General features: G+C 64.4%; 13 protein-coding genes and 1 tRNA gene. 10 read left to right on the top strand and 4 right to left on the bottom strand.

Annotated elements, in window-relative coordinates; genetic code table 11:
* Positions 1-14: 14 nt before the first annotated feature.
* Positions 15-104, bottom strand: a tRNA-Ser gene (locus tag FJW07_RS25060).
* A 435-nt stretch (positions 105-539) separates the two neighbouring features.
* Here FJW07_RS25060 and FJW07_RS25055 point away from each other — a divergent pair.
* The 4 genes from FJW07_RS25055 to FJW07_RS25040 all read left to right on the top strand — a co-directional run bounded on the left by FJW07_RS25055 (position 540) and on the right by FJW07_RS25040 (position 3,508).
* The gene (locus FJW07_RS25055) at positions 540-1,235 is read left to right on the top strand and encodes a DUF2569 family protein (RefSeq protein ID WP_140642452.1); all 696 of its coding nucleotides are present in this window, start codon (positions 540-542) and stop codon (positions 1,233-1,235) included.
* 84 nt (positions 1,236-1,319) lie between these two features.
* On the top strand, positions 1,320-1,646 hold the full coding sequence (locus FJW07_RS25050) for a hypothetical protein (protein WP_140642450.1): 327 nt from the start codon (positions 1,320-1,322) through the stop codon (positions 1,644-1,646).
* A 257-nt stretch (positions 1,647-1,903) separates the two neighbouring features.
* Positions 1,904-2,893 (top strand): BMP family ABC transporter substrate-binding protein, encoded by a 990-nt coding sequence (locus FJW07_RS25045; RefSeq protein WP_140859165.1) that lies wholly within the window; start codon positions 1,904-1,906, stop codon positions 2,891-2,893.
* Between the two features lie 156 nt (positions 2,894-3,049).
* Positions 3,050-3,508, top strand: coding sequence for a GNAT family N-acetyltransferase (locus tag FJW07_RS25040; RefSeq protein ID WP_140859164.1), 459 nt, complete (start codon positions 3,050-3,052; stop codon positions 3,506-3,508).
* Between the two features lie 70 nt (positions 3,509-3,578).
* Here the strand turns inward: FJW07_RS25040 and FJW07_RS25035 are convergent, their stop codons facing one another.
* Both FJW07_RS25035 and FJW07_RS25030 read right to left on the bottom strand, forming a co-directional pair.
* Complete coding sequence (locus FJW07_RS25035; RefSeq protein ID WP_140859163.1) at positions 3,579-3,986, bottom strand: hypothetical protein; 408 nt, start codon at positions 3,984-3,986, stop codon at positions 3,579-3,581.
* 22 nt (positions 3,987-4,008) lie between these two features.
* Positions 4,009-4,218, bottom strand: a complete 210-nt coding sequence (locus FJW07_RS25030; protein ID WP_140859162.1) for a SlyX family protein — start codon at positions 4,216-4,218, stop codon at positions 4,009-4,011.
* A gap of 258 nt (positions 4,219-4,476) precedes the next feature.
* Here FJW07_RS25030 and FJW07_RS25025 point away from each other — a divergent pair, with 258 nt between their 5' ends.
* The 6 genes from FJW07_RS25025 to deoA all read left to right on the top strand — a co-directional run bounded on the left by FJW07_RS25025 (position 4,477) and on the right by deoA (position 10,705).
* A complete protein-coding gene (locus FJW07_RS25025) occupies positions 4,477-6,009 on the top strand; it encodes an ABC transporter ATP-binding protein (RefSeq protein ID WP_140651393.1) in 1,533 nt (510 codons plus the stop codon).
* Entirely contained in the window at positions 6,006-7,145 is a 1,140-nt protein-coding gene (locus tag FJW07_RS25020; RefSeq protein WP_140706806.1) for an ABC transporter permease, read from the top strand. The genes FJW07_RS25025 and FJW07_RS25020 overlap by 4 nt, the downstream gene beginning before the upstream one ends.
* A gap of 1 nt (position 7,146) precedes the next feature.
* Complete coding sequence (locus FJW07_RS25015; RefSeq protein WP_140642435.1) at positions 7,147-8,118, top strand: ABC transporter permease; 972 nt, start codon at positions 7,147-7,149, stop codon at positions 8,116-8,118.
* Positions 8,119-8,179: 61 nt separating this feature from the next.
* Positions 8,180-8,572 (top strand): cytidine deaminase, encoded by a 393-nt coding sequence (gene cdd / locus FJW07_RS25010; protein WP_095766692.1) that lies wholly within the window; start codon positions 8,180-8,182, stop codon positions 8,570-8,572.
* A gap of 13 nt (positions 8,573-8,585) precedes the next feature.
* Positions 8,586-9,389 (top strand): purine-nucleoside phosphorylase, encoded by an 804-nt coding sequence (locus FJW07_RS25005; RefSeq protein ID WP_140859161.1) that lies wholly within the window; start codon positions 8,586-8,588, stop codon positions 9,387-9,389.
* Positions 9,389-10,705 (top strand): thymidine phosphorylase, encoded by a 1,317-nt coding sequence (gene deoA / locus FJW07_RS25000; RefSeq protein WP_140859160.1) that lies wholly within the window; start codon positions 9,389-9,391, stop codon positions 10,703-10,705. The genes FJW07_RS25005 and deoA overlap by 1 nt, the downstream gene beginning before the upstream one ends.
* 6 nt (positions 10,706-10,711) lie before the next feature.
* On the opposite strand, the gene FJW07_RS24995 is transcribed toward deoA, so the two are convergent.
* Complete coding sequence (locus tag FJW07_RS24995; protein WP_140642428.1) at positions 10,712-11,278, bottom strand: TIGR02281 family clan AA aspartic protease; 567 nt, start codon at positions 11,276-11,278, stop codon at positions 10,712-10,714.
* Positions 11,279-11,333 lie beyond the last annotated feature (55 nt).

The following is an 11,333-nucleotide window of genomic DNA, read 5'->3' as shown; positions in this document are numbered from 1 at the left end:
TATTAGGAAAATTATGGCGGAGAGAGCGGGATTCGAACCCGCGTTACGGTTTCCCGTAAACACACTTTCCAGGCGTGCGCCTTCAACCACTCGGCCACCTCTCCGTCTTAGCATCTCGCGTCGGCCGGTTTCGCCGCGCGGGTTGGGGAGATGCTCCCGTGGGAAGTCCTCAACGGACATCTGGTGCCTTCAACCGGCGGGCAACCTTCCCGGCACCGCTAGCCGTCTAGGCAAACAGGCGCGGGGCTCATCTAGTCGATCCGAAAGCGAATGCCAAGCCATATTGGCGTTGCCGCGGCTTTTGCCGTGTATGGCGCAAAGGCGGGGAAGGGCGATGCGTTCGAATGATGTGTACAGGCCGATCGCCCCCTCCGGCAACGCTTGACTTCGCCTGCGCCCGGCTGTCGACTGCCGTTAATCATGCAATCCCGGTGAACGGTTGCGGGCTTTCCTGGAATTGCCGGTTCGGTTTTGCAATCCCGACGAAAGCCGGCAGGCGGCCTTCCTGGAATTGCTTGGGCGAGGGGCGTCGTTCCGACATGGCATCGATCGACCAGCAACCCGCGGGGCGGCCGGACGGCGGCCTGTCCTTCATCCCGGTGGCGTGGCTCGTCATCGTCATGGGGCTGTCTGCCTACGGGCTGATCTCCTCCTGGCGGCTGATCGGCGACTTTAGCCTGCCCGACAGCGTGTTCTTCCTGGTCTATGGCGGCTTGACCGGCGGCGTCATCACCATCCTGTGGGGGCTGTACCTGCTTGGCCTTGCCTTCAACCGGTCGGCCCGCTTCCCGCGCCATTACACGATCTGGCAAATCGCCATCATCGTCTGGCTCCTCGTGCGCCAGGCCTATGTGTTTTACAGCTTCGCCTTCTCGGTCGAAGCGCTGGGCTTCACCGTGGCCGAGATCGCCATCGGCCTGCTCTGCATCTATCTCCTGCGCAACGGGGCCGGCGCGGACACGATCTACGCCAATCCGGAGACCGAGCGGCCGCCGGTCTTTGTCTCGATCCTTGCCGCGCTGCTCGGCATCATCCTTGGCGGCGCGATCGGCGCCTGCGCCGGGTTCTTCGCCGGTTCGCTGATCGCGGACCTGACGCATATGAGCTGCTTCGAGGGCGCCTGCGGATTTTTCGCGGCTTTTGTCGGCCTGGGCGGCCTGATCGTCGGCGCGATCGCCGGCGGTATTTTCGCCGTCTGGCGGGTGAACCGGCGCGGGCCGGCGCGGGCTCGCTAATTTCACGGGCCGCGATTGCGCGGGAACCACGCACGCTCTATGTCGATTGCGGGGTAGACGGGAGCTTTCCCGGGGAGAGCGTCGATGTTGCGTTTCATCTTTCGGCTGGCAGCCATGGTTGCGCTGTCGATCGCCGTCATCATGGCGGTGATCGACACGACACGCTCGGTCGCAGCGTCGTCGCTGGTGATGACACCGCTCAACGCAAGCTGGCTCGCGGTCTCGCCCGATACCCGCGCGGCTTTCGAGACTTTCGTGCGCGCCAAGGCAAACCCTCTGGTCTGGGACGGCGCGGTCGCCTGGGTGCTCGCGCAACCCGGTTTCGCGGTGTTCGCGGTGCTTGCCTTCCTGCTCTACGCCATCGGCTACCGGCGCAAGCGCCGCGGCGCGGAATTCGCTCCAAGCCCTTGAAGGCTTTTGTTCTGACGCAATTCCGCATGCAAACCACAACACACTTTTCCTGGAATTGCTTTTAAGAGACGTGCCGGATCGCCGGTAACCGCTTTTTCCAACAGGTCAAAATTCCACGTGAATTTTGTTTCGCGCCGTGCCAGATTGACCGCGAGCGGGAGGGTCAAACACTTCCTGCCTGGCCTCGCCAGCCCGCCGGAGAACCGGGCGAGCAGGCGGTGCAAAAACGGAAAAATAACCGACAGGGTGTGGATCACATGAAACGTATCGTTCTCGGCCTTCTGGCCGCAACCGCAATGGTTCTTCCGACTTTCGCCGCGGACGTGCAGCCGGCCATCCTCTATGATCTGGGCGGCAAGTTCGACAAATCCTTCAACGAGGCCGCCTATAACGGCGCCGAGAAGTTCAAGAAGGAAACCGGCGTCGCCTATGTCGAATTCGAAGTCTCCAACGCCTCGCAGCGCGAACAGGCGCTGCGCCGCTTCGCCGAGGACGGCCGCAACCCGATCGTCATGGCGGGCTTTGCCTGGGAGGACGCGCTGAAAGCGGTCGCGAAAGATTATCCCGACCTCAACTTCGCCATCATCGACGATGCCGTCGACCTGCCCAATGTCCGCTCGCTGGTGTTCAAGGAGAACGAAGGCTCCTACCTCGTCGGCATCCTGGCGGCGATGGCGTCGAAGTCGAAGAAGGTGGGCTTCATCGGCGGCATGGATATCCCGCTGATCCGCAAGTTCGAATGCGGCTATGTCGGCGGCGCCAAGTCGGCCGGCGCGACCGATGTCATCCAGAACATGACCGGCGATACGCCGGCCGCCTGGAACGACCCGGCCAAGGGCGGCGAGATCGCCAAGACGCAGATCGATCAGGGCGCCGACGTGGTCTATGCCGCTGCCGGCGGCACCGGCGTCGGCGTGCTGCAGGCGGCGGCGGATGCCGGCAAGCTCGGCATCGGCGTCGATTCCAACCAGAATGGCCTGCAGCCCGGCAAGGTGCTGACCTCGATGATGAAGCGCGTCGACGTCGCCGTCTACAACACCTTCATGGACGGCAAGAACGGCACCTTCAAGGGTGGTCTGGAGAATCTCGGCCTCAAGGAAGGCGGCGTGGACTACGCCATGGACGACAACAACAAGGCGCTGGTGACCGATGAGATGAAAGCGGCCGTCGAAAAGGCCAAGGCCGACATCATCGCTGGCAAGGTCCAGGTGCACGACTACACCGCCGACAACGCCTGCCCCTATTGATCGGCAGCTGAGCCGGAGCGGTTCAGTGATTGAACCGCTCTAGCTTTTGTTTTCACGCAATTCCGGGCGGAAAACCGCTACGCACTTTTCCTGGAATTGCTCTGGGGTTCGAACCGCCGGGCCAATGCCCGGCGGTTTTGTTTTGGAGACGGCACGATGCGACCGGCAATCGAAGCCATGGCCGAAGGCGACGTCGAGCCACTGGCGCGGCTTCGGCTCGAGGCTTTCTTTGAGGGTACGGATCGGACACTCGACGAGGACCTGGCCGGGCTGCGCGGGCTGATCGCCGGCGACGGCTTCGAGGCGGCCTTTGTCGCCCGCGACCGCGGCCGGCCGATCGGGAGCTGCCTGCTCGTCCGCGACGAAATCAGTTCGCCGCACGATCTGACGCCATGGCTGGCCGGACTGATCGTCGAGGAAGTCTATCGAGGCGGGGGCGTCGGCACGGCGCTGGTCAGAACCGTCGAGTCTCATGCGGCGTCTGCCGGTATCGGCACGCTCTACCTTTATACCTGGCAGGCGCGCGGCTTCTACGAGGCGCTTGGATGGACGGCGGTCGAGACCTTCGAGCAGGACGGCGCGCCGATGCTTCTGATGTCGAAGTCACTGCTTTGACGCAATTCCGGACGGAAGGCTACGACGAAGGCGCCGAGCCCAACCGCCCGCACTTTTCCTGGAATTGCCTTTATAGCGTGCCGGCGAGATAGCCGAGCGCAAAGGCCGCCACCAGGGCAAGCGCGATGACGAAGCCCAGCCTGCCGCCAAGCGAATGCAGGCCGACACCGTAGGGCTTCCGCTCGAGCCGGTGGATCATCGGCGGCGGCGGTTCCGTCTCCGGGACGCCGACGCCAGCCAGCCGCGTCTGCATTTGCGGCAGTTCGGCAAGGCGTTGCGTGACCAGTTCCCAGCGATCGCCGCGCGCTTCAGGTCTCGCGGGATCGAAGGCGCGCAGGCGTTCGGCCAGCCGCAGCACCGTGTCGCGAAAGGCGGGATCGATCTCGAGGTCGCGTTCGGCGCGGGCGCGTTCCCTGTCGTTCATCAAGCCAAAGACATAATCGCCGGCTCGAGCGACGCGGTCGCTTTCACTGGACATGGCCGTCTTTCCCCATGGCTCCTCACCAATGCGGCGGCTTGGTCACCGGCACATCGGAGGCGGACTGCTCCTCCAATTCGAGGAAGCGGCCGGTCAGGGCTGCGAGCTTGCGCTCCATACGCTCGATCACCTTCCACTGTTCGGCGATCTGGCCGGACAGCTCCTCGATGGTCTTCTCCTGCTCGGCGGCGCGGATTTCCAACGTCGTCAGCCGATCGTCAGGCATGGCCATGCAAAACCGATCCTTGCGAATGTGAAGCCTCCAGCTAAGCAGATATTCGTGGGATGCCCCACGAATATCTGCTTAGCTCTGTTGGTTTTCGCAGGTTCAGATCGCAAAACCGTGGGACACTTTTGCGGAACCTGCTCAGGTTCGAAATTGACAAGGACGCGGGGATTTGTCGAGAGTGAACGGCCGATTGGCATAAGCGGGGCATCATGCTAGGCATTTTGACCAAGCGATAAAAAAATAACAGTGGGAACAGGCTGCATGGCGCAAGCCGCAATCGAGCTCATAGGCATCAACAAGAGCTTTGGCGCGGTGCGCGCCAACCGCGACATCAACCTGGAAGTCGCGCGCGGCACGATCCACGGCATTGTCGGCGAGAACGGCGCCGGCAAGTCGACGCTGATGTCGATCCTCTACGGCTTCTACCAGGCCGATAGCGGCGAGATCCGCGTCGGCGGCAAGCCGGTGTCGATCAGCACCTCCAACGACGCAATCGCGCTCGGCATCGGCATGGTGCACCAGCATTTCATGCTGGTCGACAATTTCACAGTGCTGGAGAACATCATCCTCGGCGCCGAAAACGATGCGCTGTTGAAGAGCAGCATCGCCAAGGCGCGCTCGGAGCTTGACCGGCTGGAGCGCGAATACGGCCTCGAGGTCGATCCCGACGCCGTCATCGAAGAGCTGCCGGTCGGCCTGCAGCAGCGCGTCGAAATCCTCAAGGCGCTCTATCGCGGCGCCGAGATCCTGATCCTCGACGAGCCGACGGGCGTGTTGACGCCGGCCGAGGCCGATCACCTTTTCCGCATCCTCAAGCAATTGAAGGAGCAGGGCAAAACCATCGTGCTCATCACGCACAAGCTGCGCGAGATCATGGCGATCACCGACACGGTGTCGGTGATGCGCCAAGGCACGATGGTGGCGACCCGGGTGACGAAGGAAACCACGGTCGGCGAATTGGCCGAACTGATGGTCGGCCGGCGGGTGTTGCTCAGGGTCGAGAAGGGCCAGTCGGAAGCCGGCGCGGTAAAACTCTCGGTCAAGAACCTGACGGTCAAGGATTCGCGCGGCGTCACCATGGTCGACAATGTCTCCTTCGACGTGCGCGGCGGCGAGATCGTCGGCATCGCCGGCGTTGCCGGCAACGGCCAGTCCGAGCTGCTCGAGGCGATCTCCGGCATCCGGCATGCGGTCTCCGGCGAGGTGATGCTCGACGGCAAGCCGATCGACCTCACCGGCAAGGCCGATCCCGGCGAACTACGCGACCGCGGACTCGCCCATGTGCCGGAAGACCGTCACCATGTCGGACTGGTGCTCGCCTTCGAGGAAAACGAGAACTCGATCCTCGGCTATCACGACGACGAGCGCTATTTGAAGGGGCCGTTCCTCGACATCGATGCCATCATGGCCGATGCCAAGGACAAGATCGAAAAATACGACATCCGTCCAAGCAATCCGCGGCTGAAGACGGCGAACTTCTCCGGCGGCAACCAGCAGAAGATCGTGCTGGCCAGGGAGATGGAGCAGGACCCGGGCGTGCTGATCGTCGGCCAGCCGACGCGCGGCGTCGATGTCGGCGCCATCGAATTCATCCACAAGCGGCTGATCGCCATGCGCGACCAGGGCAAGGCGGTGCTGGTGGTCTCGGTCGAGCTCGACGAGATCCGCTCGCTGTCCGACCGCATCCTGGTGATGTTTGCCGGCCGTGTCGTCGGCGAGCGCGGCCCGGACGCGACCGAAGGCGAGCTTGGCCTGTTGATGGCCGGCGTCGAGCACCAGGAGGCCGCCGAATGAGCACGCCTTACGCCAAATTGCCGGCCTGGGCCGATTATGGATTGATTCCGTTGATCAACCTGTCGGTCGCCTTCATCGTCGCCGGCTTCGTCGTCATGCTGGTCGGCGAAAACCCGTTCCGCGCCGCCGCCATCCTGGTCGAGGGCGCCTTCGGCAAGGGCACGGGCATCGCCTTCACTTTGTTTTACGCCACGACCTTCATCTTCACCGGCCTTTCCGTGGCGGTGGCGGCGCATTGCAGCCTGTTCAACATCGGCACCGAGGGGCAGGCCTATATAGGCGGCCTCGGCATCGCGCTTGTTTGCCTGAGCCTCGACAGCGTACTGCCCTGGTGGGTGATCTTCCCGATCGCGATCGTGGCCGCGGCGGCGTTCGGCGCGCTGTGGGGGCTGATCCCGGCCTATCTGCAAGCCAAGCGCGGCTCGCACATCGTCATCACCACCATCATGTTCAACTTCATCGCCGCCTCGGTGATGGTCTACCTGCTGGTCGGCGCGCTGAAGCCGGCCGGCTCGCAGGCGCCGCAGACGCGCAATTTCCTCGCCGGCGCCGAACTGCCGAAGCTCAACTGGATCATCGAATTGTTCGGTGCCAAGATCCGTTCCGCGCCGCTCAACATCTGCTTCCTGCTGGCGCTGGTCATGGCTTTCCTGGTCTGGCTTTTGATCTGGCGCACGAGGCTCGGCTACGAGATGCGCACCTATGGCCACAGCCCGAAGGCGGCGCGCTACGCCGGCATTTCGGAAACCCGCATCATCATCACCGCGATGATGATCTCGGGCGCGCTGGCCGGCATGATGGCGCTCAACCCTGTCATGGGCGACCAGCACAATGTCGCGATCGATTTCGTGTCCGGCGCCGGCTATGTCGGCATCGCGGTCGCGCTGATGGGCAGGCTGCATCCGGTCGGCATCGTCTTGGCGGCGATCCTGTTCGGCATGCTCTACCAGGGCGGCGCCGAGCTCGCCTTCGAGATGCCGGCGATCAGCCGCGACATGATCGTCATCATCCAGGGTTTGGTGATTCTCTTCGCCGGCGCGCTGGAACACATGTTCAGGCCCTACATCCAGGCGCTGTTCGCCTCGGTCAGTCCGAAATCGGTCGGCATGCAGGCAGTGAACGGGAAGGGGGCCTGAGATGGACATTTTCAACGCCATCGTCCAGGTGCTGGATTCGACCATCCGCCTTTCGGTGCCGCTGCTGCTCGCCTGCCTGGCGGGCCTCTATTCGGAACGAGCCGGCATCTTCGACATCGGGCTCGAAGGCAAGATGCTGGTCGGCGCCTTTGCCGGCGCTTCGGCCGCCGCCGTCTTCCATTCGGCGCTGATCGGCCTCGGCATGGCGGTGCTGATCTCGGTTGCATTCGCCCTGGTGCACGGCTTCGCCTCGATCACGCATCGCGGCAACCAGATCGTGTCCGGCGTGGCCATCAACTTCATCGCCGCCGGATCGACCATCATCCTCGGCCAGGCCTGGTTCCAGCAGGGCGGGCGCACGCCGGCACTGCAGCCGGGCGAACGCTTCGCAGCGATCACCTGGCCCGGCGCCGACGCGATCAAGGACGTGCCGATCATCGGCCCGATCTATGCCGAGCTGATCTCCGGCCACTCGATCCTGGTCTACTTCGCCTTCGCCATGGTGCCGTTCACCTGGTGGGTGCTGTTTCGCACCCGCTTCGGGCTGAGGATGCGCGCCGTCGGCGAAAATCCGGCCGCCGTCGACACCGCCGGCATCTCGGTCGCGTGGCTGCGCTATCGGGCGCTGATCTGCACCGGCGTGCTTACCGGCGTCGCGGGCGCCTATCTTTCCATGGTGCAGAATGGCGGTTTCGTGAAAGACATGACCGCGGGCAAGGGCTATATCGCGCTTGCCGCGCTGATCTTCGCCAAATGGAAGCCGGTCAACGCCATGTTCGCCTGCCTTCTGTTCGGCTTTCTCGACGCGGCATCGATCCGCCTGCAGGGCTCGCCGCTGCCTATTGTCGGCAAGGTTCCGGCGCAGTTCATGCAGGCGCTGCCCTATGTGCTGACCGTCATCCTGCTCGCCGGCTTCATCGGCAAGGCCATCCCGCCGCGCGCCGGCGGCGTGCCTTATGTCAAGGAACGCTGAGGCTGGATTTTCGCCCGGCGGCGACCGGCATTTGAACAAGATCGTGGGAGAGAAGAACCGGATGTCGCATGATCTGTTCGAGGCGGCGAAGACGGCGATGGCCAAGGCCTATGCGCCCTATTCGAAATTCCCGGTGGGTGCGGCGTTGCGCACCGAGGACGGGCGCGTCTTCACCGGCGCCAACATCGAGGTAGCGTCCTATCCGGAAGGCTGGTGCGCCGAGACGACGGCGCTCGGCCACTACATCATGGGCGGCGGCGGCAGGATCGTCGAGATTGCGGTGATTGCCGAACGCATGGCCAAATGCTCGCCCTGCGGCGGCTGCCGGCAACGGCTGGCGGAATTCTGCCGGCCGGACACGAAGCTCTATCTGTGCGACAACGCCGGCGTGGCCGAGACCGTGACCATGGGCGACATGCTGCCTTACGGCTTCAGGGGCGACATCTTGAAATGAAGAGCGGGTTGAAATGAAGGAAGCGCTGGATCATCTGGTCGAGAAGCTGGACGGGCTGGCGCCCGCGGCCGCGCTTGTGCTGGGCTCGGGCCTTGGCGGTCTGGTCGACCAGGTCAAGCATGCCAGGCGCATCTCCTATGCCGAACTGCCGGGCTTCCCACGCAGCGGTGTTTCCGGCCATGCCGGCGAGGTGGTTGCCGGGTATTTCGCCGGCACGCCGGTGCTGATGCTGTCGGGGCGCGCGCATTATTACGAGCATGGCAATGCCGCGGCGATGCGGCCGGCGCTGGAGGTGCTTGCCGGCATCGGCATATCGCATCTGATACTCACCAATGCCGCCGGCTCCGTCGATCCTGAAATGGGGCCGGGCTCGGTGATGCTGATCACCGATCACATCAATTTCTCCGGCTCCAACCCGTTGATCGGCGAGCCGAGCGACCGCCGCTTCGTCGGTCTCACCGAGGCCTACGATGCCGGCTTGCGCGGCGCGATCGAGAAGGCGGCGAAGGCGACCGGCACGGCATTGCACCAGGGCGTCTATATGTGGTTTTCCGGACCCTGCTTCGAGACACCGGCCGAGATCCGCATGGCGCGCGTCATGGGCGCGACGGCAGTCGGCATGTCGACCGTGCCGGAGGTCATCCTCGCCCGGTTCCTGGGTCTGAAAGTGGCCGCCTGCTCGGTGATCACCAACCTGGCGGCCGGCATGACCGGAGCAGAGCTCTCGCACCAGGAAACCAAGGACATGGCGCCGGTCGGCGGCGCGCGGCTGGCGACGATCCTGCGGCGCGTCTTCCAGGACGGCTTGCCCGACTGATGCTGCCGCAGGAGATCATCCGCCGCAAGCGCGACGGCCACAGACTCTCGGCCGACGAGATCGCGGCCTTCGTCGCAGGGCTGACGGCCGGCACCATCGCCGAGGGCCAGGTCGGCGCTTTCGCCATGGCAGTGTTCCTCAACGGCATGAGCCGCGAGGAGGCGGTGGCGCTGACGCTCGCCATGCGCGATTCCGGCGACGTGCTCGACTGGTCCGACCTGCCGGGGCCGGTCACCGACAAGCATTCGACCGGCGGCGTCGGCGACAATGTCTCGCTGATGCTGGCGCCGATCGTCGCCGCCTGCGGCGCCTATGTGCCGATGATATCGGGCCGTGGCCTCGGCCACACCGGCGGCACGCTGGACAAGATGGATGCCATCCCTGGCTATGCCAGCCAGCCGGACGTGGCGCTTTTCCGCAAGACGGTGCTCGAGACTGGTTGCGCCATCATCGGCCAGACCGCCGATTTGGCACCCGCCGACCGCAGGCTCTACACGATCCGCGACGTGACGGGAACCGTCGAATCGGTCCCGCTGATCACCGCCTCGATCCTATCGAAGAAGCTTGCCGCGGGCTTGGGCTCGCTGGTGCTCGACGTCAAGGTCGGCAACGGCGCCTTCATGGAAAAGTCGCGCGATGCGGTCGCGCTGGCGAACAGCCTGGTCGAGGTCGCCAATGGCGCCGGCCTGAATGCATCCGCGCTGGTGACGGGCATGAACGAGCCGCTGGCTTCGGCGGCCGGCAACGCGGTCGAGGTGCGAAATGCCGTCGATTTCCTCACCGGCCGATATCGCGACCGCCGGCTGGAGGACGTTACGCTGGCGCTGGCGGCCGAGATGCTGCAGTCGGCGGGGCTCGTCTCGTCTCACCAGGACGGTATCAGGCGCGCCACCGAGGCGCTTGCCGGAGGCCGTGCGGCAGCCGTCTTCGCGCGAATGGTGGCGGTGCTTGGCGGTCCCGGCGATTTCATCGAGAAACCGGAAAAGTATCTGCCGACAGCGCCGGTCGAATTGGCCGTGAAAGCGGAACAGGATGGGTTCGTGACCGGCATCGCCACGCGCGATATCGGGCTTGCCGTCGTCACGCTCGGTGGCGGGCGTTCCCGTCCCGACGACAAGATCGATCGTGCCGTCGGTCTGACCAGGCTGTTGCCGGTCGGCGCCGAGGCGCGCGCGGGTGAGGCACTGGCGCTGGTGCATGCCCGCACCGACGCCCAGGCCGGGGCAGCAGCGGCCGCCGTGCGTGCCGCCTATGCGATCGGGGCTTCCAAGCCGCCTGCCGATAAGACCGTGCTCAGGCGGATATTGCCTCGCTGATCGGCCTTACTGAACGAGCAGCAGCGAGCCGTCCTGGACCTGGTATTTCTGCAGGCGCTGCAGGAAGCTCATGCCGATCAGGTTGGTCTGCAGCGCCCTGTCGTCGAGCACCATCGCCTGGACGTTGTCGACAGAGATCTTGCCGATCTGCAGGCGGTCGACCGTCACCACGGCGGCCTTGATCGCCCCGTTGGCGGTGTTCACCTGGCGATTGAAGTCGGACGGGTTGAGCGAGATGCCGATCCTGCGGGCGGTCGAGGTGTTGATGGCGACCAGCGTCGCGCCGGTGTCGATCATGCCGTCGATCTGGCGGCCGTTGAGCTTGAACTGCGACGTGAAGTGACCGCGCCCGTCGGCATTGACCAGCACCTGGCGGCCGAGCGGCATTGGCGTCGCCGGCTTGTCCGGGACCGAAGCGAGATTGACCTGCGGCTCTGCCTTCGGCGCAGCCGGCTGCGAGGCGACGGTCGATTTCAGCAAGCCGTCCACCAGATGCGGATTCGCCTGATAGACGATCGGAATCGAAGCCGAGGTTCCGGCAAAGATGCCAAGGATAAGAAGCTTGCGCAGCATGGATGCCCCTTAAATCGAGGTCGCATCCTTGCGCCGACGTGGTGTTTTCCGCCTT

The sequence above is a fragment of the Mesorhizobium sp. B3-1-9 genome (assembly GCF_006439595.1).
Lineage (GTDB): Bacteria > Pseudomonadota > Alphaproteobacteria > Rhizobiales > Rhizobiaceae > Mesorhizobium.
This window is presented reverse-complemented; position numbering and strand designations above follow the sequence as displayed.